Here is a 26,062-nt window from a genome sequence, read left to right as displayed (position 1 = left end):
GCACTCCCCGTCATAAGATGCGTTCGTTCTCGCAGCGCGGATCACACCCTACAACGTGACTCCGGGCCACCGCTTACTGTCGATGGCGACCAACAAGGTCGAAAGGGTAGCATAGGTAGTGGTCATAGCCGGTCTCCTCAGCGGTGTGGTTATGCAAAACCACTGTTGAGACCTGAGATCCGGTTATGGCCACCCGCTGCGCAATTTGAGGGCTGCGCAGGCGGCCATAACCTCTTAGCGGCGCTTCTTCCCGAGGTGCTACGGAACAGAGCTGACTTCGAATGCGATCCTGAAATGGTAGGAAGACCGAAAGGTTGACTGGCACTACATCGCACCGGGCAAGCCTTTGCAAAATGGGTTTGTGGAAAGCTTCAACGGGAGGATGCGCCCTCTCATGCATGTAATTGTGCACTGCCGGGCATTGGATGAATGTCTAAACGAGCACCTGTTCGACAACCTGCGCCATGCCCGCCAGTTGATCGCTGCGTGGAGTACCGACTTCAACCACCACCGCCCGCACACAAGCCTCGCTGGCCTGACGCCAGTCGAATATGCTAACAGGTCAGAAGAGGACCAAAACCTGAACAGAGCTAACCTAAATTAGCGGACTCAATGGGGAGCAGGTCAAGAGGTCTCACGCTTTGCATTCGCTCTCGCCGCAACTGTCATTTACTGGCTATGAGCCCTCAGCCTAAAGATAGATGTGTCATTAAGCGTTAACGTTAACACCTACGCCAGGTGCTGCTAAGGCCTGCTATGTGGTCCAGCAAGCGTTCCAAGCGCTTTTGTTTCTTGCCGCGTTGCCGTCTAGTGGAGGATCAATGCGATGGGCCTTTCATAACACTCTGCCAATATTATTGAGGTTTTGTTAGAAGGCGTCAGTTTATTTGCCATGCCGAGCCACAACTGACATCCAGATCTGCATTCACGGCTAGAAAGGCCTGTAGTAACATGTGCCATGGCAACTACTCAGTAACAAAAGATTCGGCTTGTGGATCTGGATTTATGAACTCGCTATGCAAAGTTCGCCGCAACCCTTCACTTAATCCGATTGGCGCGGCAAAGCCCCTGAAGCCGTGGGCGCCCGAGGAGAATGAACTGTTGCTAACAAACTTCTTCACACGAATTGAACTGATCGGCAATTTTCGGCCGAGGACGGGGGAAACCGCATCTGCGGCGTTCCCTAAGGCCTGTCCGACAAAAAGTGGCAACCTTAGTCCAACATTTTCTCTTCCTGTCAGAACGGAGCGAGCTTGAGTCACTAACTCGTTCATCGTAAAATCTGGTTTGTCGACATAATTAAACAGATGGATACCAGCGGGATTTTGCAGGCTGTGGGCGAGAAACGCTGCAAGGTTTTCGACATACGCCATGGATTTCCGGTTTTTCCCTTTCCCCACCATTACAAATTTTCCTTTATGAATTTGGTTTAAAAGATTGTAAACGTTTCCTCTGTTTCCTTCCCCAAAAACAACCGCCGGCCGTATTATTGTTAAGCTACGTGCTTCAGGATCCCGTTCCTGCCACTCGCGGAGTAGCAATTCAGCTTCGAATTTCGTGCGTCCATATTCATTAAAAGGGTTGATTTTGCCGAATTCGTCTGTATCTGGTGGTGCAAAGCCATACACCGCGACAGAGCTTGTAAAGACAATCTTACTAATCCCGTTCGCTTCAGCCGAACGGCGTAGGTTGCGAGCTCCTTCTATATTATTTTCTGCATATAGTGACAGAGGATAAACGTCATCACGATGGACTGCGGCTAAATGAACAATTGCATCGCCGATTAGGTTGTTTTGGAGGGATTGCGCATCTCTAACGTCCGTTTGCAACCAAAAGTCCGGAAACGATCGGCTCATTTTAATGTCAAGATTAGAGACACTATGTCCTTCTTCTATTAGGCGCGCCGTCAAGCGGGTCCCGATGAAACCACTGCCGCCTGTTAATGTGACTTGCATAAACTTTCCTTCATTATTTCCTCAAGGCCGTATGAGCCGAGCGTTTTCCTTTGGCGCAGCAAACCGTATCAATGTCTAACTTCCTTCATCGTTCCTTTAAGAGAGCTACGCATCATAGTAGATGCCTAAATACTTGAAACCTTGGCGCACAACAAGAAAGCTCACTGAAGCGAAATAAAAGAAAAACAGCAGCCTAGCCACAGGTCAACAGTACTTCTTCCAAACCTGACGGTTGACGAAATCAGTATAGCTTTGAATGATACGAACAACCTTGTCGCTGACGTTTCGGGCGGCGTAATCATCAACAAGTCGAAGAGTGCGTGCGCTTCCTCGCAATTGACTATCGAGGATGGCAAGACCTTGCTGAACGCGCTCGACGCTAAGCCCTACCATCATTACCGAGGCCTCCTCCATCGCTTCAGGACGCTCGTGGGCTTCACGTAAGTTGAGAGCAGGAAAGTTAAGGATTGATGATTCTTCGCTGATGGTACCGCTGTCGGATAGGACCGCTCGGCTATGCATCTGCAAATTTACATAATCATGAAAACCCAATGGTTTCAGCAAACGTACATTCGGGTGAAATACGGTTTCCATCCCAAAGGCTCGCTTTCGCGTTCGTGGATGAGTGGAAACCACCACAGGCATGTTATATTCTTCTGCCACCGCATTCAATATATCGACAAGGCGTTCAAAATTTCGATCAGACTCAATGTTTTCTTCTCGATGCGCACTAACGGTAAAGTATCGGTTGTTTTCAAGACCTAGCCTCTCGCGCACATTGCTAGCTCGTATCTGCGGCAGGTAGTGCTGAAGGACCTCATACATAGGGCTACCGGTTTTTATGATCTGATCTGGAGCGAGACCCTCTCGCAGTAAATACTCCCTCGCAATTGAACTATACGTCAAATTAATATCCGCCGTATGATCCACAATCCGGCGGTTGGTTTCCTCAGGTACGCGCAGATCGAAACAACGATTCCCGGCTTCCATGTGAAAAATTGGTATCTGGCGTCGCTTTGCGGGTATCACAGAAAGACAGCTATTTGTATCACCCAAGACCAGAAGCGCTTCCGGCTCTTCTTGAGCCAGTACTTCATCGACATTTGTGATAAGGTTCCCGATCGTATTTGCTGCGCTTTTCGAACCATCGGCACTTCCGAGAAAGAAATCGGGCTTTCGAATACCCAGATCAGTGAAGAATACCTCGTTGAGTTCGTAGTCATAGTTCTGACCGGTATGTACGAGTATATGTTCGCAATGAGCGTCTAACTCGGCAAAAACACGTGACAATCGAATAATTTCCGGCCGAGTTCCAACAACCGACATTACCTTCAGTTTCTTCATGATTAAACCTTGCTAGCGATTGTATCTGGGCGTTCATGGTCGAACACCTCGTTTGCCCAAACGATAACAATCAGATCCTCTTTCCCTACGTTGGTGATGTCGTGCGCCCAACCAGGGATCGTTTCAACTACTTGAGGCTTTTCACCGCTTGCCTTCACTTCAAAACGTTCATCAGTGACTATGTGACGAAATTTGAACTGTGCATCACCCTGAATAACCACAAACTTCTCAACCTTGCTATGATGGTAATGCCCGCCTCGAGTCACCCCGGCCCCGGCTGTTAGGAAACTGAACTGGCCGCAGCTAGCCGTCTTAAGAACCTCCACAAATGTTCCACGACCATCGGTATGCTGCGGAATGTCGTACGAAAAGCTATCAAGCGGAAGATAGCTGATATACGTAGCATAGAGCGCACGTTCTAGCCCGCCCCCAACATCTGCTATTCGTAAAGCCGAGCGATCCTCAGCAAAACCTTTAACGAGATCAGCCAAGTGGCCCAAGGTTATGGTGTGTTCAGACGCAACGCTAGCAACCGAGTAGCCCTGAAACGAATTCCCTACCGCTTGGACAAAGGCTTCGACAACATCATCTATGTAAACAAGCGAGATACATCTTTCTGGAGCGGCGATATGAATAGGTTGTCCGCGCGCGATATTATAGCAGAATGTTGCTACGACCGAATTGTAGTTTGGCTTGGACCACTTGCCAAACACGCCTGGCAGCCGAAAGACAGTCACTGGAATGTCAACCTCATTCGCCAGGCTCTCTAAAGCCTCCTCGCCGGCGCGTTTACTGCGCCCATAAGGATTTTCCAAAATGGCTTGAGATGAGGACGCAAAAACAATTGGAATGCTCCGGCCAGAAAAAGCTAATTCATCTCGTAAAACACCGCAAAGAGCCTCAGTAAGCCCGTGATTGGTCTCCATATAGGCTTTGGGATCTTCTGGACGATTCTCCCCAGCCAGATGGTATACTACGTCCGTCTTAGCAGCTAGAGACTTCAGCGTCGCGATGTCGTCACCGCGTGTGAACTTCAACACTTCGACTCCCGGAAATTCGCCGAGACGTACACAGAGATTTTTCCCTATAAATCCTTCCGCACCTGTGACGAGGATCCGCTGGCCGCTTAATGCCATTACATTACTCCTCCGGCTCGATGTGCTCACCACGTACAGTCGCCCGCATGAACCGCAACTTCATCAAGAGCTCTCGCATACCCTTCACGTCCAGCTGATTTGTATTATGTGAGCTATATTCAACAGCCTTCGAGATTTCGACTTCGCCCTGCTCGACGAACTTGCCATAATTGAGGTCCCGCAAGTCTGGGGGGACACGATAATAGCCGCCCAAATCTTCAGCTGCTACCATTTCCTCTCGACTCAGCAGCACCTCGAACAGCTTCTCACCGTGCCGAGTTCCAATAATATCGATGGGATGTTTTGGAACTCCAAGCAGATCGGTGAGAGCTTCAGCTAATATCTTGACGGTTGCCGCAGGGGCCTTTTGTACGAAAATCTCTCCCGGGTTACCGTGTTCGAAAGCATACAGAACTAAATCTACTGCATCATCAAGGGTCATCATGAATCGAGTCATCGCGGGATCGGTGATAGAAATGGGTTTCCTATTCCGAACCTGATTGATAAATAGCGGAATTACCGACCCTCGAGACGCCATGACGTTTCCGTATCGAGTTGCGCAGATGACGGTATCGCTACTTGAGCGTGACTTAGCTACGACGACCTTTTCCATCATCGCCTTGCTAATACCCATAGCATTGATCGGATAAACGGCCTTATCAGTACTCAAACAAACTACCCGGCTTACACCACAGTTGATTGCAGCTTCTAACGTGTTCTCGGTTCCAAGAACATTAGTCTTGACAGCTTCTAAGGGGTGAAATTCACAAGAGGGAACTTGTTTGAGCGCGGCGGCATGATAGACGTAATCTACTCCACGCATCGCTGTGAGGATTGACTGGTAATCCCTAACATCTCCAATGTAAAATTTTAGTTTTGGGTTGTTATACCTCTTGCGCATATCGTCTTGTTTTTTTTCGTCGCGGCTGAAGATACGAATCTGACGCAGGTCAGAGTCGAGAAATCGTCGCAGAATGGCATTACCAAAAGATCCAGTACCACCAGTGATTAGTAAAGTTTTGTTTGTGAACATGAATTTTCCGTATTTCTATTTGTGAATTTTAGCCGACTCTTGGCGGAGCAAAGCGACATACTTCTCAGCTCGCTCCTTTGCGCTAGAGAAGCAAAGTGCGTGATTCTGGGCGGCTTCTAGCGTCTTTTTATTCGGCTTTCCAGATTCAAAATAGGCTGCAATCGTACCGGCTGCTGAACGAGCGCAAAGGGGGTCAAAATAATTCGCGTAGGACGAACAAATCTCCCTATTGAATGGCCTATCGGACGCAAACAGTGGTTTCTTCATTGCCATAGCCTCCAGTGGTGTGGCTGAAAAGCACTCGAGCAAAGATGGAAACACAACGGCATCCACAGTCTCATAGAAACTAGGGCATTGCTTGACCCTAAGGGGACCAACATTGACACAAACTTCATGGAATTCTGAGGGGCAAGCCTGCCACTCATCTTCAGTAAATGTCACAAAAAATTTGGCTTTGATGCCGTGCTGTACTCTAAGAATGCGAACGATCTCGGGGAAAATCTTGGTATTCTTGTGGCTGTAGTTTCGACCAATGAAGCCAAGGCGCAAATCGCACTCACACGCCGGGAAAGAAAGTGATTCCCATGCTTGCGGATCACGGTAAATAGAGGAAACACAATTTTCTACCACATATATGCGTTCTGGAGAAATACCAAGCTGTCGAACTAGCCCTTCCTTGACATGGCCCAGCTCGACAACGAGGATATCTGCCCGCCTAAAGAATTGACCTTGTATCCAAAATTTCAAACGATTTTGCAGCCGTCTTCCCATAGACATATCAAGGTAGAGTTCGTTCTGAGGGTAGATAATCCAAGGCTGCGCGAAACCTACGATACTTTTGAAGGGTGGACGCCAACGATACAATGGGCCAAAAATAGTGAACACCACATCAAACCGTTTCATTCTCTTGCGAGCGGAACGATTAAGAAGATCGATACCTCGCGTGTTTAATAACTGTAGACCGAAACTATTTCCGCCAAACAAGTCGCCTGAATCCAAATTTGAAATGACTTCACTAGATGCGAAGGCAGTCAGCTTGTGCTGGGCAAAATTCGGTCTGGAGAGTTCAACGAAAGTAGACGCGGCGACCTGAACTCCGCCACCAGAATGAAGATTTGCTGCATTAATCAGAAGTGATGCATTTCCAACGTCAGGTTCGCTATTTACCAAAGCTAGATTCCTATCTTCCAAATTTGTATTGAGTAGCGTGTTCCGGTTCGTTCCTCAACAATGGTTTTGGCGAGCAGCAGGTCAAACCTAACACAGATAGAGCGCGAAGGTTAGAGAACTTAGTCAGAAATACCCATAATTGGATGTAGCGAAACTACTGCAATTAGCGGCTGTACAATTGCGCGAAAATTGAGATTCTTTAGAATGAACAACGCTATTATTTATAATCATCGCACTGGCGAGCATTATACTATTTCGATAGAGTACACAATAGAATGGCTAAAAGCGTAGAGCATTAATCGTTCGCGCCACTAGGAACGCGACCGCCAAACCGGCTAGTGTGAACGAGAACGAAGAGAGGAGGTCCCCACGCAGAAAGAAGAATAGTGCACCGATTAAATAGAGATAGATAGCTGCCTCAAAGCTACAAACTCGCTTCGCCGACATTATAACCGAGAAGGCTTTATCTAATCTAGCCATGCAAAAGCCTGCGGCTATTGAAAACAGGACGAAACCGATAATACCAAAATTTACATAGCCTTCGCCCAAGAATGGCATCGAGATATTATTAAATCGATAACCTAAGTTTTCAGCAAGCTGATAGCCGCTACCCACTGGTTTATCCTGCCAAAAAGCTCTTGGAACGAAAAATAGAAGCGCTCCCAATAGTTGATTACCATAAGTGACGAACTCTGCTTCTATAGCGCTCAGCATGTTCTCGTAAGCGTCAAAGTGAGCTTGCCTGAAAAAATCCGGATTTGGCGAAAGGGTAATCCGGTCCCACCCCGAGAAATAGCGAAACTGCTCTAGGAATGGAAAAACAAAAATAATTGCCGAAACTAGAACTCCAGAGAACACCCACGCCCTTCGGAAGCTTGAAAGTAGCACCAATAATACGGGGATATACACGAAGGCGGTGAGAAATCTTGCCACCCCAGTAGGAAACACTGAAAAAAGAAGAATTATGAGAAGGAGAACCTTTAAGAACTTATGTCCACTGATCCTCACCACTGAATAGAGAAAACAGAATAAGGGTGCCAGACGGAAACTCATGCCTAGCACCAAAATAATCGGCGATTGCGGTTGAGCGCCCTGCGCAATCCCATCTACGAGACCGCGGAAAAGCAACAGCCGTAGGGAAAATTCGTTCAAATAGAGAAGCCCGAGAAAACTCGCTACTGAAATAAGCAGTAACACTACCATTGCCCTACCTCGGTTCCGGTGCACCCGTTGGGCTTCTTTACTTGCTACCCTCTTCCCCTTAGTGAGGGCATAAGTAATAGCTACTAATATATTAGAGATGATGATCAGAATGTTCGCAAATAGGTGTAGGTCTGACGGTATAACTGAGGATCTCCACATATAGTGGCCTTCGGAATAATGCAGCCACGGAATTAGGGAGAAAAAAACAAGCGTGAATATAGAATATACTGTGAGCAAATTCGTGCAACGCATCCCTATCACCATCAGAGCACATGCGGATTGTATTGCAATAACTAGGAAAGATATTCCGACAGCATCCAAACTAACCTTGAAGAAGGCAATAAAGCCAACTATCAGAAGCGCCGGTCCGGACAACGCGAAAAACGCATGAACATACTTAACCATTCTTAGCGTCGAAGATTTTCACGAAGTTTACATTATTTCTGCGAATGTAGAACTCCGAACTCGAACCGTGGTGGTAAACGCTAACCGAACTATATTTGCTGCTTAGGTCGTTTATGACTAGTTCGGAGGGGACTGTGGCGCTGACAATCGTACCGTAAACCCATTCCGGGACCAATCGTGTATGGGGATGTGGCTTAACGAATAAATCGCCGGGCGCTGAACCAAAGTCAATAAAAAATCGCTGCGAAAACCTCCAAGAAGATAGGTAAACGTGACAATTGTTAGCTCCGCTGCTTTCAGGCGCGCGATAGGAAAACACCCTTGCCAGTTCACTGCTATGTTTGTCAAGATAGTCCATAACCGCCCCGCGAATTGGCTTTGCCTTCATGGAATCCTTATCGAAGATATCGCAGTAAGCTGAGTGATCAAACACATAGATATTCTCGGTCACACTTGCCCCCCCAAAATGGGTGCCCGCTCCGATCGAATCTAAAGCGAATTTTTTCCATCCACAGTATAAATCACGCCGATAAGTGCCAATGCCTTCTTCAAACACGTTGATCTCTAGGTTTCCACGCAAGCCCTTAAGAAAAATTAAGGCAGCATAATTTCTTACCCCAACGTCTGAGTCGATAAAAATGGAATGAATCTTTGAGTTCGCTATTCTCTTAAACGCTGCGCTTTTAGTTGATACAAACTCGAATTCAGCTTTCGATGCGAAATAGCTACTATCTCGAAATTCGTTATATACATCTTCTGCACCGTGGAACTCATCAACGATTATCAAAGTAACTAGTTCCAGCGCATCAATTTGCTCCGCCAAATTCAATGCAATCAAAATTTGTATAGGTTTGCTTACGATAAATGCGGCCCGGTTCACCGTTTCTCCCCGAGGGAGAGGAGATCCATTTTGACAGGAGTGTTCGCAGAAACGTTCCGCACTACAGCGCGACCCAAGATGTAGCTCAACATTTTTGGCGGGAGGCCATACCCCGGCCGAACACTCCTTACGTCATCTTCGGAAACTTTCTGCCCTGGAACTAGATCACGAATAAAATATAGAGATCGTCTAAATTTGACGTTCCCCTGCTCACTCGATTTACGTCCATAATTAACTTCTCCGAGAGCCACCCATGCGGTTGAAACTTCGCTGCAAAGCGCAGCCAAATCCTGCGGTTCCAAAGAAAAGCTATCGTCAGGGCCGCCGCCCTCACGGTCAAGGGTGAAGTGCTTCTCGATGATTGACGCCCCCAGACCCACGCTGGTCACGGCAGTAGTGTTGTCTAGAGTATGGTCCGACAGCCCGGTCACTAATCCGAAACGCTCGATCATATCCGGTATAGTACGCAGGTTATAATCCTCTGCTGGCGCCGGATAACCGCTTACGCAGTGTAGGATTGCTAGCTCACGACACCCTCCCGCCCGAGCCGCATCAATCGCTTCATCGATCTCTTCTGCATCAGCCATGCCAGTAGAGATTATCATAGGCTTGCCGGTACTGGCGGCATATTTAATGAGGGGCAGGTCGATCGCTTCAAAGGAGGCAATTTTGTAAGCCGGCGCATTCAAATCTTCCAAAAGATCAATGGCTGTATGATCAAAGGGAGAACTGAACAGCGTGATACCAAGCTCTCGTGCATGCTCAAAGAGCGGCTTATGCCAATCCCATGGAGTATGAGCTTCATCATAGAGATCGTAAAGAGTACGTCCAGCCCAAAGCCCGGTTTCTATCTGAAAATCGGGGAGATCGCTATCTAGAGTAATTGTATCGGGTCGATAGGTCTGCATCTTGACCGCATCCGCTCCAGATTGCTTCGCGGCTTGAATAAGCCTGAGTGCGCTCAGGAAATCACCGTTATGGTTCGCGGACATCTCCGCTATTACGTAGGGGGGATAAGCCGGGCCGATTTTTCGGCCTGCGATCGATATTTCAGCCATCGTTCACTTTCTCCAATTTCAACGTGTATGTCTCTCCGCGAAGCTCAAAGTATGCCGGAAAGCGGTTAGGATCGCACACACGGATAAGATCAAACTGGTCCGCTATGCTTTTCTCGGTCTCAATGCGGCTATCAGCCGGACTGCGTCGAGGCCAGTATGTAGGCGTAATGGCAGGGTCCTGCACCTGAGGCGTAATCGTTTCGAAGTTTTCGACAGCGAACTCCATAAGCTTCAATTCTGCCTGAAACAATAGATCATTGATTTCATCCCAAAGTGCGCTCGGCGGAATTGGGATAGTGGTTTTCTCCCAGATTCGACCGCTGTCGACCTTTGCATCAGCTTCAAGTAAAGACACCGTGATTGAGGAAGCTCCTGAAGATATCTCCCAGATATGCGGACTCCAGCCACGGCCCTCAGGAAGGTCACTGGCATGCAAGACCAGACACGCATGATAGCGGTCGGTAACATCCGCAGTTATCATTTCGTTGCACGAGACCAGAAAAAGGAGATCGCCTCCCTTCGCTTGGTTCTTTCGACGAACCAACTTGATCTGCTTCTCTGGCGACGAATATTCTTCGATCCATGATCGAATATAGTCATTCACCGGGTGTGTAGGGTCGCTGCATAAAATTGTGATAATCATCGCTGCGCTCCTATCAATATTCTCGCGATCCGGTCTGCGCCAAGCCCATCGCCCAATGCGCCGGCCCGTTCAGCTTGGTAGCGAAGCCTGTCCACGAGTGAATCATCGCTAAATACTTGGTTCAGTGCTTCCTTAAGACCATCAACTGCGGACAATATAGCTGCACCTGAACGATCTAACGCTTCAGCAATTTCCCACTGGTTCTCAGCGATCACTAAAATCATGGACGGCAACCCCAAACAGCAGCGCTCCCACGAAGTGCTGCCGGCCGCCCCAATCGCATAGTCGCTATCCGTCATCAATCTCGCCATATTCGACACGCCGACAAGGACGTTAGCCTTGTACTTCATTTGTGATACAGTCTCGCGGACCTGGTCAAGCCAAGGCGCATTCGAACCCATAACGACAACGACTTCTACGCCGTCGGGCATGGAGCTATCGTCGAGCGCCCTCAGAACTTTAGAAGTCACATTCGCCTTATCTACACCCCCCATGGTAATTAGAATGCGTTTAAAGTGGGGGCTTTTGCGGCGATTTAGGCTTTCTGAGCGAAGCTGAGAAAATTCAGGTCGCAACAAAGCGTACTCCGGGCCTATCAACGCTTTCGTGCTTGGACCGAGAAGGCCAGTATAGTCCGCTCTCGTCCTTCCCAAGTTCTGGTCGAGCAGCAGATCGCATGCATGCCGACGATCAGCTAAATCATCGACTACCAAAAGGTTGTGGAACGCGGCCTTTACAGCATCCTGCCAGTGCGCATCGAGAGCATAGTGGTCCACCACCAACCAATCAAAATTGCGTCCAGCAAGGACAGCAAGCGTATCTTTTGCATCCTGCTGCCAGCTCGTTCCTAGCCAACTCGCATGGGAAGGTACCGTAACCTCGCAGTGCCAATCTCTAGACAATTCAGGCAATGCCACCACCTCATGCCCTCGCTTCGCAATCACGTCCATCAAATGACCCTGATGCGGTCGGCATAAGAAGAGAGACGTCGCACCTTTCTGCCGCAGCGCATCAGCTAGGGTCAGGCACCGCATAACATGGCCGGTACCGATCTCCGTGGAAGCGTCCACCCGAAACGCGATTTGCTTGGCAGCTGAATTAACCATGATTTGAAGATTGCGCTTGTTGCAGAGCCAGCCGCATCAATTCGGCGCGTTCCCAGTCTTCAACTGTATCGATATCTTGGACGCGGTAGCGAGGTAGCGGGACGGGTACGCTCGCTGATCCAAAGAGCGGACGCTCCTCCAACCAAGCCTCCGCCTTCCCCCAGTAAAATTGGCCGGCATCGTGCCAGGCTTCTTCCAAATCCTGAGACCGAGTAGCAAAATGCTCCGGCTGAAACATCGCAACGCGCTTGTCTTCGGTGATGCGTATCGCGCGCTGGATTGGAAAAGCATATGTTGTGACCGAGAATGCATAGTCAACGTCGGTTCGCTGCAGAGCGTTGAGCCCTTCTCGCAGGTCTTTTGGTCGAATGAACGGCGCGGTGGCGTAAAGGCAGCAGACTTCTGTTGCCAGCGTGCCTTGCGCATTCTGCCACGCGACAGCGTGTGCAATGACAGGGACTGTACCGGTGTGATCGTCGGATAAATCTCTTGGGCGTATAAACGGGACTTCAGCCCCAAGCGCCTCAGCAACCTGAGCAATTTCCGGATCATCGGTACTGACGATAATCCGGTCAAAACACTCACTTTCTAGCGCGGCGTCAATCGACCAGGCGATCATAGGCTTTCCGCCGAATACCTTTATATTCTTACGTGGAATGCGCTTGCTGCCGCCTCGAGCAGGAATGATGGCGAGCCTTAAACTCATAGAACTTCACGCAGTGCTTCAACGACGTAATCTTGTTCGTCTTCGGTTAGGGACGGATGCATGGGAATACTGATCGCTTCTTCATAGTAGCGCTCTGCCTCGGGGAAATCGCCCTCTTTAAATCCCTTGTCCTGATAGTACGGCTGCAAATGAACCGGAATATAGTGCAGATTGACCATGATCTCTTTGGCACGCAAATGGTTGAACACCTCGAGATGGGTAGACCTGCCGTTATCTAGCTGAAGCCGGATCACATAGAGGTGGAATGCAGAATGGGAATCTGGATGTTGCCACGGAAGCGTTAACGGCAGATCGCTAAACAGATCGGCATATCTGGCGACAATGGCATGGCGTCGTTCAATATACTGGTTTAACCGAGTCATCTGGCTGACGCCGAGAGCGGACTGCAGATCTGTCATCCGATAGTTGTAGCCGAGAGCAACCTGCTGATAATACCAAGGCCCTTCCATCGGTTTTGTCATTAACTCAGGGTCGCGCGTAATGCCATGGCTCCTAAGCAAGCCAAGCCGGGTCGCCAATGTATCAGAATTGGTAAGCACCATCCCGCCTTCTGCGGTGGTGATAATTTTAACCGGATGGAAACTGAACACAGTAATATCGCTGAAGCGCCCGTTGCCGATCGGCTCACCCTTGTACTTACCGCCAATAGCATGGGAGGCATCTTCAATAATCCTAAACCCATAAGTTTTTGAAAGCTTATGGATAGCTTCCATATCGCAGGGCTGACCGGTGAGGTGGACTGGTACAACGATCTTAGGGAGACGACCTTCCTTTTTGGCCTCAATCAGTTTCTCTTCTAGCTTTTGAGGGCACAGATTATAGGTTCGCGGATCTATATCCACAAAATCTACTTGGGCGCCGCAATAGAGCGCGCAATTTGCAGACGCGACAAATGTGTTTGGTGTTGTCCAAAGCCAATCCCCCGGACCGAGTTCTAGGGCTAAACAGGCGATATGAAGCCCTGATGTAGCACTATTGACGGCAAAGGCATGTTTTGCGCCAGTATGCGCCAGAACGCTTTCTTCAAAGAGCGGGATATTCGGCCCCTGGGTCAAGTTTGATGATTTTAGGACCTCAACGACGGCATCAATGTCGTCCTGAGTGATATCTTGTTGGCCGTAGCGGATCATAGAACTCAACCGTTTTTAAGAGAGGAGGTAATATTGTCGGGGGCAGGTTGTTTAGGATTTTTGAGCCACCAAAACCCTAAGGTTTTGATCGTAAAAATTGTGAAGAAGGCGATGTTCAACCCTACTGGGACAGCCATTGCCCCTACTGCGTCACTAAGAGCCCAGGTCGCGGCCACAAATGCAACCATTGCGAGTAAATGACTGTATATAATGATATTATCTCTGCGTGAGGCATAGAGGGCATAGTGGGGTATCATTCCCAATGCATTTATGACCATTGCCAGCAACAGCCAAGGATAAAGATGTACTGCGTCCAGATAGGCTAGCTTGCCGATCCATTTCAGAAGATAGGGCAGTAAAAGAAGGCTTGCGACGGCGAATGCTGCGGATAAGGCGACCGTCTGTACCAACATTGCGCGCAATGTCTTGCGGGCAGCGCTCTGTTCGTTCGCATGGTATTGCGCGATCAAAGTGGGATAGGCGAAGGAGAACACGCCAGCATCCAGAAAAACCATTAACGTACTCGCGACACCCAAAAACAAAACATAGGCAGCGACCTGATCAATCCCACCTAGCGCTTCTAACCAGTACCGATCCACCGTCTGAATACCGCGCAGCGCCAAACTCGCGATCAGCAGCCAGACGCTGACCTGAATGCCGCGTTTTACCCAGGCCCAATCAACAGCCCTACCCCAGCCGCCCATGCTAAGCTTTTTCAACTTCCAGAAACCAAGACCAGCCGCGCCGGCTCCGCCAAGCAGCCAAAATCCCATAACGGCGTCGAGATTGCGGCTAGCCGGCTCCACTGCCATCAAGATGACAATTCCTATGGCCCAACTGCCTTGACGCGCAAATAGAATGAGGCTGGCGATGACCTGTTCCGACAGTGCCACAAGCAGCCGAAACACTTCCTGATTGAAGTGCTCCAACATCAAAATGGGGATAAACCACCAAACCAAATGAGCGGGCCAGCCGGTATTGTAAAGAAAGACAAGCGCAACAGGTAGCAGTCCTAAATATAGCAACCCCGACAAGGCGGCTTGCCCCCGCAACAGTTGGCCCCTGTCTTCCTTTGGCGTTTTGATAATCTCTCGAGTGGCAAACGCATAGAAGTCCAATCCCACGAAGTACATTGCGTAGCCAACAGTGGCGGTAAACAAACCATAGTAGCCGACATCAGATGGGCTTAAGTACTTAGCCAAAAAGAATATAAACAAAAAGCGCGTACCGAGTGTCAAGCTGCGCAGCCCGACATTCCCAATACGCTGGAAATTAAAATTCATAATCACCTTAGTTCCTGGAGAACTTAATCTTAAAAACGACACGCACAGTAGAGTTGTTACATCGCCAAAGGACCAAGCCGCACCCGTGTAGCTGAGGTAATCTGGATAAGAACGGGGGGGCGCCAAGGCTGGCAGCGCAAACCCCCAATAACGCAAACTATCGGATGCTCTTCGAAGCGCCCTGCCCAACCACTTCAGGATCAATCTCACGCTGCAGCGCCTCGATCTCAGCAATCAAGGCCTCGTGCTCAGCCATACGACGCTTCAAAAAGGCCGTCGTCAGCTTCGCCTTCGCTAACACACCGCGCGGCGTCAGGACATATGTATAGCGCAGCTTATTCCCAGACGACCGGAAGTTCCCAACCTTGACTTGGCCCTTTTCGATCAAACCCTTCAGGCAATAATTCACGACACCAAGGCTAATCCCCAAAGATTTGGCTAGATCTCGCTGAGACAGCTTCGGATCAGCCTCAAGCGCCCGCATTACTCGGAATCGGATATCTTCATTGACTGGCTTTGCCATAAGCTTTCAGGACATAGCTACCGCACCAGAGGTCGCTAAGACAGCCTCCGAAACGAACGACACTCCGTTCATAGATGAACGCATACCTTCAATTTACCCTTTAGGAAAGGTGAATTCAATTTAGATGGCAAAGTTATTGCGAGTCAGAACTAAGCTTGGAAGAAATCGCAGGTGCTTTCCGAGACACGAGCCGCTGTCAACCGGCCCGTTTTATAGGCCCCTGTATCTAAAGACACCCGGCTCGCCGATATGCTCGCGATCTCGACAATCGTGTGCCCGTGAACGACAAACACCCCGTCCTCACGGGGCTCGCTAAAGAACTTCGGGTGCCCCCACAAAAGCGCCTCCTCGCGCTGCGCCTTGGGGTGACGCTTCGGGGACATCGCTGCATGGACGCAGTGCATATTACCGCTCGACCATTGGAGCGGCAGACCCCGCAGCCATTCCTGCATGCCGGCCGGCAGCGCGGCCTCTAGAGCGTTGGCGAGGTCGATTGATGCGTCACTGTCTAGTCTCTTCTTTTCAGCCGAAATCCCAAAACTACGAAGGGTTTCCACGCCCCCGAACCTCAGCCATTCCGCGCCCGAGCCTGCCGGGTCATCAATAAAGTCGAGCATCATGCGCTCGTGATTGCCCATCAAGCAGACCACTTTATCTGGATGCTCTTGTGAGAGGCCCCATAACCGCATGAGAACATCCCGAGAGTCCGGCCCCCGATCAATGTAGTCCCCGAGGAATACGCGCGTTTCTTCGCCGGATGCCGCAGCCCCTAACTGTAGCAACATGGCATCCAGAAGCCCCGCGCAACCATGGATGTCACCAACGGCGAAAAACGGTATCTCAGGTGCGAAATCGTCAGGAACGCCTTCCACCTCCACGCGGTCGTGCTTCTTCCAGCTCTTCAACCACGATGTGATCCCCCTGCGCATATCGCCCCCTGAGTGCTGCCTTGTTATGGTCCTGCGAACCCTTCGGTTAACGCGACTGCGACCGATAGGCCACATCAAACTTCTCAGGGCTCTCGAATGCGGGAGAGACTCGCACAGCGATTGCCCTGCCGCGGCTGAACAAGTATCCCTACTTACAAGGAACGGAGAGAGATATGACTCACAAGCCTCGCGCAAAGCCTGCATCACGCCGCCGGACGCCGCGTGCGATGTTGGGGGTCGGTCTGCTCTTGCTGCCTGCCGCAGCGCAGACGGAAGGTTATTCCTACACGACCTATGGTACCGTCGGGCTGGTCGACATGCCCACGGCGCAGAGCGCGGAAGATGCTGAGTTGACGGCGACATATAGTCAGTTCGCCAATACCGCTCGTACCACGCTAAGCTTTCAAATTACCCCGCGACTTTCCGGCAGTTTCCGCTACAGCAAGATCGACGATTTTTTCTCCGGGGGCGGCGCTCTTTTCGACCGCTCCTTCGACCTACGCTATCGCTTTGTGGATGAAACCAGCAGCCGGCCGGCGATCGCAGTTGGCTTGCAGGATTTTATCGGCACAGGCGTCTACTCGGCGGAGTATATCGTCGCTACGAAAAGCGTCACCCCCCGCCTGACTTTTACGGGGGGTATTGGATGGGGACGGCTTGGCAGCTACAATGGCTTTTCTAACCCGCTTGGCGTCATCGATGGCCGCTTTGAAACCAGACCGGACCGAGACTTTGGCCGCGGCGGTGAGATCGAAGCGGCGGGTTGGTTCCGGGGGGATGCCGCGCTCTTTGGCGGGGTGGCTTGGCAGGCCACGGATAAGCTAACGCTGAAGGCCGAGTATTCATCTGATGCTTACAATCGTGAAACCCGATACGGTTCGTTCGAGCATAAGTCCCCATTCAACTTCGGCCTCGACTACGAGATCCGCGACAACATCCACCTTCAGGCGCATTACCTTTATGGCTCAACATTCGGCTTCTCGCTGAACCTACGGAACAACCCCAGGCACCCCCTCGTAAACGGTGGCAAGGGCCCCGCACCTTTGCCAGTGAAACGACGCGCGCCGGGGGCGGCGTCCGATCTTGGTTGGACACAGGCCGTCGGCGTCGAATCCGGCCTGCGCGAGCAAACTGCCACACTGCTTGCCAGCGACGGTATGGCGCTGGAGGCAATGAAAATCAGCCCGAATGCCGTGACCGTCCACATTCGCAACGAGCGTTATCTCGCCCGTCCCGAAGCCATCGGGCGCACGGCGCGCATCCTCACGCGGGTTATGCCAGCATCGGTAAAAACCTTTACCGTCGTCCCGTTGGAGAACGGCATTCCGCTCTCCGCCACCACATTACACCGGTCGGACATCGAGGATTTAGAGCATGAGGCGGATGGATCATGGCAGGCCTATGCCCGCGCGGATATTGAGGATGCCGCAGGTAGCTTGGAAGACGCGACCTATCATGGCGACCACTACCCCAACCTGACTTGGTCCGTCGGCCCCTACCTTAACGCCAGCTACTTTGATCCGGACGAGCCGGTACGCCTCGACACCGGCCTGCGGCTGCAAGGGCGTTACGACATCGCGCCAGGCTGGTTCCTGTCAGGCAGCATTGAACAACGGCTGGCGGGAAATATCGGTGACGCGGCCCGCGGGTCCAATTCCGTGCTGCCGCGGGTTCGGTCAGAATCCGCAATCTACGCGCGCGAGGGGGAAACCGCCTTAGAGCATCTGACGCTGGCGCATTACTTCCGACCCGGCAAAGATCTCTACGCCCGGGTCACCGCAGGCTACCTCGAATCGCAATTCGGGGGTGTTTCGAGTGAATTGCTCTGGAAACCCGTCGCCAGCCGCTTGGCCTTGGGTGCAGAGGTGAATTACGCGGTACAGCGCGATTTCGACCAAAGGTTCGGCTTCCGGGACTACGAAATCGCGACAGGTCACCTCTCCGCCTATTACGACTTTGGAAACGGCTACCTTGGCCAAGTGGACGCGGGCCGCTATCTGGCGGGCGACTACGGGGCGACCTTTACCCTCGACCGTGTCTTCGCAAATGGCTGGAGCATCGGCGCCTACGCCACCTTCACCGATGTCTCATTTGACGATTTCGGCGAAGGGTCTTTTGACAAAGGTCTGCGCTTTACCGTGCCGCTGTCGCATGTATTGGGCGAGCCTTCGGACAAAACCTATAAGGCCGTGATCCAACCGTTGACACGCGACGGGGGTGCAAGGCTGAAGGTCAGAAACCGTCTCTACGAAAGCGTGCGAGGCTACCACACACCCGAATTGAAAGACAGCTGGGGCAGGTTCTGGAGATGAAATTTAAATCTATCGCCGTCTTGTCCCTTTTGGGGCTGCTGACTGCCTGCGGGTCGGGCCAATCGCAGCAAAGCATACTCGGCCCAATCGGTCAGGTCCTGCTCGGCTTTACGCAGCCGGCCTCGAAACCCTCCAGCATGGCAGACATTCGGCGGCAGGTGACCCCTGAGGTGCGTCAACAGTTTCAGCACACGTCTTTGATGATCGCTCAGCTCGAGCAAAATGAACGGGCCTCGATCCTCGTACGTAAGGGGGTTAACCGCAATGTCGAAACCTATTTCACCCCCGACAACATCTCACTGAGCCTCAAAGAAGGAGTGCTTGTCGGCACCCGCGGTCTCGGATTTGACTTGATGAGCGGCGATGTCGCCGAAGTGCTTACAGGCTTGCGCCACGGCGGACAAGCCGTCCGCGTTCATCGCTATCTCGATGGCGAAGATCAGATTGTGATCAAGAGCTACATCTGCAACTATAGCGGAAATGCGCAGATCACAGAAACCTGCTATGGCAAAGATCACAGCTTTAAGAACAGCTATCAAATGTCGGGAGGCAAAGTCGTCGCGTCCCGGCAATGGATTGGCCCAAACCTTGGCTACATCCGGTTGGAGGATGTTTAATGCCCCGCAAACAGGTCCATGCCGATTAGCGAGTTTTAGTTCCTAGGCCCTTCTCGCGTTCACACGCTGCCGTTCGTTTTTATTCCGAGGTTCCTTAATGTTTAAACGTCTTATCGCTGCTTCTACTCTGATACTCCTCAGCGGTTGCGGGGTGGCCTATGTCTCTCCGAAAGTCACCGAAGCTGGCAGCAAGGTCCGTATCGTACCTTTGACCTCGGAAACCGTTCTGGCCGCGAATAGATCAACCTATGAACCCAAACAGCTTCCGGCTGTGTTCTTCCAGACTGCCGGCGGCGCAGGCGGCTTGCGCGGCGCGGGGCCGACACCTTCGCCAGTTTCCCAGATTCAGACGAAGCCCGGCAACCTCGCACTCCGCATCCCCAGCACCCCGCCTAACACGACCTATCATATCGGCGTCGGGGATGTGCTTTTGCTGGCGACGCGCAGTGGCAGCAGCACCGTCGAAGAGCTGAGCGGCCTGCTCGCCGCGCAAAACCGGCGCCAAGGCTACACCGTACAGGATGACGGGGCGATCGCCATTCCCGATGTCGGCCGCGTCAAAGTCTCGGACCTGACATTGGAAGAAGCAGAAGCGGCACTTTTTCAGCGTTTACTGGAAGCGCAGATCGACCCCTCTTTCAGTCTTGAGATCGCTGAGTTCAATTCCAAACGCGTTTCTGTCGGCGGTGCTGTCGGCAACCCCACCGTGATCCCGATCACCTTGACGCAGCTTACGTTGGACCAAGCCGTGGCAGGCGCAGGCGGTATCCAAACCCCCGATCTCGAATACGCTTCGATCCGCCTCTACCGCGATGGCGACCTCTATCAAATCCCGCTCGAACAGTACCTACGTCGGCCCGACCTTCAAAAAACTCGCCTCATCGCAGGAGACAGCGTGTTTGTCGACACCGAGTACCAGCTCGATCGGGCGCAGGCATATTTCGCCGAGCAGATCACCCTCCAGCAATTCCGCCAACAAGCGCGCGCCCAGGCCTTGGCAGAACTCACAGCAGTCGTCGATCTGCGCCGTGCCTCTCTCCAAGAAGGCCGCGCGAACTTCGAAGCTCAGCTCGCCAATGACGCCGTAGAGCGGGACTACGCCTATCTCGCCGGAGAAGTGACCAAGTCCGGTCGCTTCACTCTGCCCTTCGGCCGGAAATCCACCCTCGCGGATGCGCTTTACTCCGAAGGCGGAATCGACACGATGACCGGCAATCCCTCGCAGATCTACGTCCTGCGCGGCTCGAACGATCCGCGCGAGTTCGGCGCAGTGACCGCATGGAACCTCGACGCGCGCAATGCAACCAACCTGATTCTCGCGACACGGATGGAGCTACGTCCGAACGACATCATCTTCGTCGCCGAACAGCCAGTCACGCGCTGGAACCGGGTCATCACGCAGATTACCCCGACGATTATCTCCAGTGTGGCCAGCTCGGTTAACTAAATTGGTGGTGGGCTTGGCCTGCCGACCTCTGAGCCTCCTTCCAACAGTCTGCGCGCGCCATCGGCGCGCGCTTCCAGTTGTCAGCGCAAGAGATGACCAGAGAGCTATAGATGTCTGATACTATTAGATCAGGTTGGTTCGTCGCCCAACTGCGCCCGCATGGCCTCGCCCAAGCGCGGGTTCATCTTAAACGACAGGGATTTGAGACTTTCTCGCCCGTGCTTTTGCAAAGCCCTCGCAATCGGCCAAACAAGGGCGCGGTGGAGCGCCCGCTCTTCCCCGGCTATCTATTTGTAAGCTTCGATCCCAGCCAAACGGGCTGGACGGCCATCAATAGCACGCGAGGTGTCTCACGCCTTATTCTGAACGACCCCCGCCGCCCCCGGCCCCTTCCAGAAGAACTGATCCGCGCCCTACAGGACCGCTGCGATCCCGAAGAGGCTTACAAGGGTGAAGATGACCTAGAAGTCGGAGATCGCGTGCGCGTTCTCACCGGACCTTTTGCCGAACTCGTGACAAAGATCGAAGCTCTGCCAAGCGCAGAGCGCGTCGGGGTGCTGATCGATTTGATGGGCAGGGAAGTCCGCTCCTCCCTGCCCCGCGCTCATGTGGCGAAGGTCACAGAGTGACCTTTCACTAACAGCTTACGCTGCTTGGGCGTTTTCCGCGTCCCGCAGAAAGTGCTCATAAGCGATGACGTCGTTGCGAAACTTCCCATAGAGAATTAGCGCGCCCGTGCCCGCTGCTTTCGCTTGCAAAGTCCAATAAACAGTCGGACTGTCGCGGTAGATCAACACATCAAAGTTCTCCCCGTCCCGCGTATATGTCCCCGACAGAGGCGAGTTCTGCCGCCCTTCGATCTTACGGCTCAGCGAAAGCGGGACGAAGCGGCGCGGCTGACGGAAACGATGCGATGTAAAATATTTCATAGCAACGACATAGCCGAGCGCGAAAAGCGAAATATAAAGTGCGAGGGCGAAGGCCGCCGCGATAGGTTGATCCCAGAGCAGGACCCCAGTGAGGATTGGCACACCAAGAAACGGCAACAGAAGAAGGCTCGCCAGAGGATTGTCGAACTGGCTACGACGGCTGCGCTTCCGCAGCAGAGGCAAGGCGCGCACTGCGAGGTGGTGGAAATGCAGCCGGTCCGGCTGGTCGGTCGCCTTGCGCGTCATCCGACGTCGTAAGATCGAAAAGAGCGTGTCACACACCGGCCAGAACAGCAAAAGCAGAACCGCCATCCCCGCAACCGAAGGGTTCCGCGCGACCAACACAATGCCCAGCCACGCCAGCACATGGCCAATCCCATAGGCCCCCGCATCACCCAGAAAGATCCGCCCAAAGGGCCAGTTCAACACGAAGAAGCCAAGCGTCGCCGCAACCAACGAACCCGCTACGATCTGCACATCCCCATCGCCAGTGAAACTGGCGATCGTGAAAAACCCTACCGCCGCACTCATGCTATATAGCGAGGAGAGTCCATTAAGGCCATCGATCAGGTTCAGCGCGTGGCAAGTGCCGGCTGACCACAACAACGTGATAGCGATCGCGGGGACAACAAAATAAGCCAGCGAATTGTCCACCAGTCCAAGATCTGGAACGACAGTACGCGTGAGCGCAATCGCCAGCGCGGCCGCGGCAAAAGCCGCCAAAAGCCGGGCACGCGGGCTTACGTTCCGGTGAATATCCTCTCGCAAACCAACAAAAAAAACAATCAGTCCTGCCGCCAGCGACAAAAACAGATCACTGCGCAACTGGTCTGCATAGTAAAAACACCCGAAAACAAGCGCGACAATGATACCGATGCCGCCCACACGGGGCGTGGGACGCGTATGCGTCGCCTGCCGCGCACCCAGATCACGCTCCATATGCTCCTGGCTCATCAACAAGCCTGGCCATGCAATGAAAAGCAGACCAATGGCCAGACTGATCAGAAAGGTCGCCAACAAAATCCACGGTTCGAACAAAACTAGATACCTCTACAAAATAATGCGCGTACTATCGTAAAACGATCTTGTAATACACCCTAGAAAAATGCACTGGCGCGCTCCCCGTCAAGCGTGGAAGTCTACCACCATACACCAGCGTTTCCACAGAACTTCGACATGGTCTTCACGGTCGTATTACGGCATAAGTCTTTCAAAGTAAAAGAAAACCCCCAAATTTTCGCTTCCTAAACTGAGCCTGAAAAGCAAGTGTAGGCAGCGTATCCCATTGCCATTTGAAACTTTAGAAAGCCGTACAGGGCTGACACAGGCTAAATGATATGCAAGCTAAAATGGCCCTTTGACTATCTCCGCGATTCGCGCGCCTTAAGAAATGGCTGAAAGATTAAAATCTCACCGGCAGTTCTACCTCATAAGGTAGGGTAACGCCGGCACCAGTGGTATGACAAACAAAAACCGAAGTTCCTATCGCCTACCAAATGGCACACCCTAGCAATGCATGCACAGCTTTTTGCCGATCTTTCATAGCATTACCAGACATACCGGTGTAGTTAACGGTCAACCAAGCGATTTGCGTGAGAATAGTATTTCATGAAACAGCAACAAGTATTTGCTCAAAGCACCCTTCAGGACCGTGATACCGATGACGAAATTGATCTTTCTAGCCTGCTCCGCACCCTTTGGCGCGGCAAACCGTGGATCGCGCTTTGTGGGCTGATAGCCCTGCTCCTAGGGGGCTACTATGCCTACGGTCTTGCCGTCCCTGTCTATACTGCCAAGGCCGCGATCGCGCTTGAAAGCCGGCAAGAACAGGTGATGGACATTGAGAGCGTCGTGACAGGGCTTGGTGGGGACCAATCGACAATCAATACTGAAGTTGAAGTGCTGCGGTCGCGCGGTCTCATCGAAGATTTGGTCATGGACATGGATCTTCTTGAGGACCCCGAGTTCAACACCCTCCTACAGCCCGCCCCCAGCTTTTCCATCGGTCAGGTCGTCGATTTTGTGCGCAGCCTCGTCTCCGAGCCACAGGAAACGCGACGGATAACAGAACGGGCTATTCTTGATTCTACGATCAACCAGGTCCTCGATTCCATCTCGGCTTCCAACCTGCGGCAGAGCTTTGTCTTCGAAATTACGGTGACCACCCAAGACCCCGATAAATCTGCCGCGATGGCGAACCGGCTGGCCGAACTCTACATCCAAGATCAGATTTCCGTAAAGTTCGAGAAGACCGAACAGGCGACAACTTGGTTGAGCGAACGCGTAAGCGGCCTCCAGATCGAACTGGAAACCGCGCAAGCGAAACTCAAAGATTTCTCGACGAATACCCAGCTTGTAAACGCGGAAACCCTTGCCGCTCTCAACCGGCAGCTAAAAGACCTGCGCGACCGCCGCGCCACGCTTATCGGTCAGGCCGAAACGACAGAAGGCAGGTTGCAAATGTTGCAGGAAGCCCGAGCCTCCGGTCCTGCCGCGTTTGTTGATGTTGCAAATGATCCAGCCCTTAATCAGGTCTACCGGCGCCTCCAAGATGGGAGCGTAGGAGCAGAAACAGCCTTCGAGACCCGGGCCGAAGCCTTGATTGCGCGGGCAGAGCTCGAAGCGACCCGCGCCGCCTCTCAACTCAACGCGATCGAAGCCTCAATCTCTGAGGTAACCACCCGGATTGACAATCAGTCCGAAGAGCTCGTCATTCTCGAACAGCTTCAGCGGGAAGTCGAAGCGAGCCGACTGCTCTACGAAGCCTTTTTGAGCCGCCTCAAGGAGACCAGTATCCAACAGGGGATCCAGCAGGCGGACAGCAGGATGCTAAGCCGGGCCGTGGTACCATCCACGCCCTCCGCCCCCCGTAAATCTCGGGTTTTGGCCCTTTCACTGATCTTGGGGCTTATGGTCGGGGCCGGTGCCGTACTCCTACGCGAGATGGCACAGAATACCTTCCGCACCCCGGAGGATCTTGAAGAGAAAACTGGCCATTCCGTCATCGGGCAGATTCCCAAAATTCCGGCCAAACATCGCCGGAACGTTTTGGAATACATCTCGCAGAAACCTAATTCGGCTGCTGCCGAGTCCGTCCGTAACTTGCGCACTTCGTTGCTTCTCGCGAATCTGGATAAACAACCAAAGGTCATCATGTCGACCTCTTCGGTTCCCGGAGAGGGTAAGACCACTCAATCTCTTACGCTTGCTCAGAACTTCGCCGGTCTCGGCGCCAAAGTACTATTGATTGAAGGCGACATCAGAAGGCGCGTGTTGGACGAGTATTTCAATCACGATCAAGAGCGCGGCTTCCTCTCGGTGATCTCTGGAGAAGTCCCGCTTGAAAAAGCCATCGTGCATGACGAAACGCTCAAAGCCGACATTTTGTACGGTGAGAAATCGAACATTAACGCTGCCGACTTGTTTTCATCGAACACCTTCGCTGACTTCATCAAGGGGCTACGAGAGCACTACGACCATATCATCATCGACACGCCGCCCGTCCTCGCCGTGCCTGATGCACGCGTGATCGGCCAGCTCGTCGATGCCGTGATCTACACGGTACACTGGGATACCACACCCCAGCGTCAGGTTCTCGATGGGTTGAAGTCCCTTCAAAGCGTCAATGTGCGGGTGAGCGGTTTGGTGCTAAGCCAGATCGACGGCAACAAAATGAAGCGCTACGGCTACACCGATAGTTACGGCGACTATTCAAGTTACTATGACACATAATAACTTGCGCGAGGGTGAGCGTCCATGCCCCTACAGCAAAGAAGCTGTAGGGGCAAAATCACAAACCTGAGGCAACTCAGCTTCAGGTATCAATCGCAGCAGATCGGCCTTAGCTTGCCTAGTAAGCTATACAGTAGCTGCAATGTTTCCGTTCTCCGACCGCCACCTTACCCGCGCCGACGCTAAATCTGACGCGACACAGCCCCACGGATGCCCTGGAAGTAATATTGTAATACTTGTACGACTTTCTCGACCATTGCGCGGCAAGTGCGGTCAGACTAAATAATGAGAACGGCCAAATCGGCCCGTTTGGCAAGGATTCGCGCTGTCGGTCCAAGAAGGATCGGTCGCAAGCTAAGGATCACCATCACCGAGAGCCAAAATTTGGCGCCCTCGTTGTCAGCGATCCAAAGACCAAGAACCTAGAGGTGGTCCTGGAAATTCGACCAGTTTGCCGCCGTGGTAAGCTATAGCATTGATTTCATTTCAGGCGGCAACCT

General features: G+C 52.2%; 21 protein-coding genes and 1 pseudogene. 6 read left to right on the top strand and 16 right to left on the bottom strand.

Annotated elements, in window-relative coordinates:
* Positions 1–262 precede the first annotated feature (262 nt).
* Positions 263–604, top strand: a pseudogene (locus ACGYLA_RS18350) (transposase); the annotation flags it as partial.
* A gap of 361 nt (positions 605–965) precedes the next feature.
* On the opposite strand, the gene ACGYLA_RS18345 reads toward ACGYLA_RS18350, so the two are convergent.
* The 15 genes from ACGYLA_RS18345 to ACGYLA_RS18275 form a co-directional block, all read right to left on the bottom strand.
* Positions 966–1,955: an NAD-dependent epimerase/dehydratase family protein gene (locus ACGYLA_RS18345; protein WP_394434403.1), complete on the bottom strand. Its 990-nt coding sequence runs from the start codon at positions 1,953–1,955 to the stop codon at positions 966–968.
* 204 nt (positions 1,956–2,159) lie between these two features.
* Positions 2,160–3,299: a non-hydrolyzing UDP-N-acetylglucosamine 2-epimerase gene (gene wecB, locus ACGYLA_RS18340; protein ID WP_394434401.1), complete on the bottom strand. Its 1,140-nt coding sequence runs from the start codon at positions 3,297–3,299 to the stop codon at positions 2,160–2,162.
* 2 nt (positions 3,300–3,301) lie between these two features.
* On the bottom strand, positions 3,302–4,435 hold the full coding sequence (locus ACGYLA_RS18335; RefSeq protein ID WP_394434399.1) for an NAD-dependent epimerase/dehydratase family protein: 1,134 nt from the start codon (positions 4,433–4,435) through the stop codon (positions 3,302–3,304).
* Positions 4,436–4,439: 4 nt separating this feature from the next.
* Complete coding sequence (locus ACGYLA_RS18330) at positions 4,440–5,468, bottom strand: polysaccharide biosynthesis protein (protein WP_394434397.1); 1,029 nt, start codon at positions 5,466–5,468, stop codon at positions 4,440–4,442.
* A 15-nt stretch (positions 5,469–5,483) separates the two neighbouring features.
* Positions 5,484–6,638: a glycosyltransferase gene (locus tag ACGYLA_RS18325; RefSeq protein WP_394434395.1), complete on the bottom strand. Its 1,155-nt coding sequence runs from the start codon at positions 6,636–6,638 to the stop codon at positions 5,484–5,486.
* A 279-nt stretch (positions 6,639–6,917) separates the two neighbouring features.
* Complete coding sequence (gene wzy, locus ACGYLA_RS18320) at positions 6,918–7,835, bottom strand: O-antigen polysaccharide polymerase Wzy (protein WP_394434393.1); 918 nt, start codon at positions 7,833–7,835, stop codon at positions 6,918–6,920.
* 403 nt (positions 7,836–8,238) lie between these two features.
* Entirely contained in the window at positions 8,239–9,126 is an 888-nt protein-coding gene (locus ACGYLA_RS18315) for a hypothetical protein (RefSeq protein WP_394434391.1), read from the bottom strand.
* On the bottom strand, positions 9,123–10,184 hold the full coding sequence (gene pseI / locus ACGYLA_RS18310) for a pseudaminic acid synthase (RefSeq protein ID WP_394434389.1): 1,062 nt from the start codon (positions 10,182–10,184) through the stop codon (positions 9,123–9,125). The genes ACGYLA_RS18315 and pseI overlap by 4 nt, the downstream gene beginning before the upstream one ends.
* A complete protein-coding gene (locus ACGYLA_RS18305; RefSeq protein WP_394434387.1) occupies positions 10,177–10,827 on the bottom strand; it encodes a formyltransferase family protein in 651 nt (216 codons plus the stop codon). The genes pseI and ACGYLA_RS18305 overlap by 8 nt, the downstream gene beginning before the upstream one ends.
* Positions 10,824–11,933 (bottom strand): UDP-2,4-diacetamido-2,4,6-trideoxy-beta-L-altropyranose hydrolase, encoded by a 1,110-nt coding sequence (gene pseG, locus ACGYLA_RS18300; protein WP_394434385.1) that lies wholly within the window; start codon positions 11,931–11,933, stop codon positions 10,824–10,826. The genes ACGYLA_RS18305 and pseG overlap by 4 nt, the downstream gene beginning before the upstream one ends.
* A complete protein-coding gene (pseF, locus tag ACGYLA_RS18295; RefSeq protein ID WP_394434383.1) occupies positions 11,926–12,639 on the bottom strand; it encodes a pseudaminic acid cytidylyltransferase in 714 nt (237 codons plus the stop codon). The genes pseG and pseF overlap by 8 nt, the downstream gene beginning before the upstream one ends.
* Positions 12,636–13,790: a UDP-4-amino-4,6-dideoxy-N-acetyl-beta-L-altrosamine transaminase gene (pseC, locus tag ACGYLA_RS18290; RefSeq protein WP_394434380.1), complete on the bottom strand. Its 1,155-nt coding sequence runs from the start codon at positions 13,788–13,790 to the stop codon at positions 12,636–12,638. The genes pseF and pseC overlap by 4 nt, the downstream gene beginning before the upstream one ends.
* A 5-nt stretch (positions 13,791–13,795) precedes the next feature.
* Entirely contained in the window at positions 13,796–15,073 is a 1,278-nt protein-coding gene (locus ACGYLA_RS18285) for a lipopolysaccharide biosynthesis protein (RefSeq protein WP_394434378.1), read from the bottom strand.
* Between the two features lie 157 nt (positions 15,074–15,230).
* A complete protein-coding gene (locus ACGYLA_RS18280; RefSeq protein WP_394434376.1) occupies positions 15,231–15,596 on the bottom strand; it encodes a MarR family EPS-associated transcriptional regulator in 366 nt (121 codons plus the stop codon).
* Between the two features lie 149 nt (positions 15,597–15,745).
* Entirely contained in the window at positions 15,746–16,501 is a 756-nt protein-coding gene (locus ACGYLA_RS18275; RefSeq protein ID WP_394434374.1) for a metallophosphoesterase family protein, read from the bottom strand.
* Positions 16,502–16,698: 197 nt separating this feature from the next.
* Between ACGYLA_RS18275 and ACGYLA_RS18270 the strand changes: the two genes are divergently transcribed.
* The 4 genes from ACGYLA_RS18270 to ACGYLA_RS18255 all read left to right on the top strand — a co-directional run bounded on the left by ACGYLA_RS18270 (position 16,699) and on the right by ACGYLA_RS18255 (position 21,530).
* Entirely contained in the window at positions 16,699–18,837 is a 2,139-nt protein-coding gene (locus ACGYLA_RS18270) for a YjbH domain-containing protein (protein ID WP_394434372.1), read from the top strand.
* Positions 18,834–19,454 carry a YjbF family lipoprotein gene (locus ACGYLA_RS18265; RefSeq protein WP_394434370.1) on the top strand — a complete coding sequence of 207 codons (621 nt, stop codon included), beginning with the start codon at positions 18,834–18,836 and terminating at the stop codon, positions 19,452–19,454. Before ACGYLA_RS18270 ends, ACGYLA_RS18265 begins: the two co-directional genes overlap by 4 nt.
* A gap of 97 nt (positions 19,455–19,551) precedes the next feature.
* The gene (locus ACGYLA_RS18260) at positions 19,552–20,901 is read left to right on the top strand and encodes a polysaccharide biosynthesis/export family protein (protein ID WP_271694108.1); all 1,350 of its coding nucleotides are present in this window, start codon (positions 19,552–19,554) and stop codon (positions 20,899–20,901) included.
* Positions 20,902–21,011: 110 nt separating this feature from the next.
* A complete protein-coding gene (locus ACGYLA_RS18255; RefSeq protein ID WP_394434368.1) occupies positions 21,012–21,530 on the top strand; it encodes a transcription termination/antitermination protein NusG in 519 nt (172 codons plus the stop codon).
* A 15-nt stretch (positions 21,531–21,545) separates the two neighbouring features.
* Here the strand turns inward: ACGYLA_RS18255 and ACGYLA_RS18250 are convergent, their stop codons facing one another.
* A complete protein-coding gene (locus ACGYLA_RS18250) occupies positions 21,546–22,868 on the bottom strand; it encodes a glycosyltransferase family 4 protein (RefSeq protein WP_394434366.1) in 1,323 nt (440 codons plus the stop codon).
* Between the two features lie 570 nt (positions 22,869–23,438).
* On the opposite strand from ACGYLA_RS18250, the gene ACGYLA_RS18245 reads away from it, so the two are divergent.
* Entirely contained in the window at positions 23,439–25,562 is a 2,124-nt protein-coding gene (locus tag ACGYLA_RS18245; protein ID WP_394434364.1) for a GumC family protein, read from the top strand.
* The last annotated feature ends 500 nt before the right edge of the window (positions 25,563–26,062 follow it).

It is taken from the genome of Sulfitobacter sp. 1A13679 (assembly GCF_043557115.1).
Lineage (GTDB): Bacteria > Pseudomonadota > Alphaproteobacteria > Rhodobacterales > Rhodobacteraceae > Sulfitobacter > Sulfitobacter faviae.
This window is presented reverse-complemented; position numbering and strand designations above follow the sequence as displayed.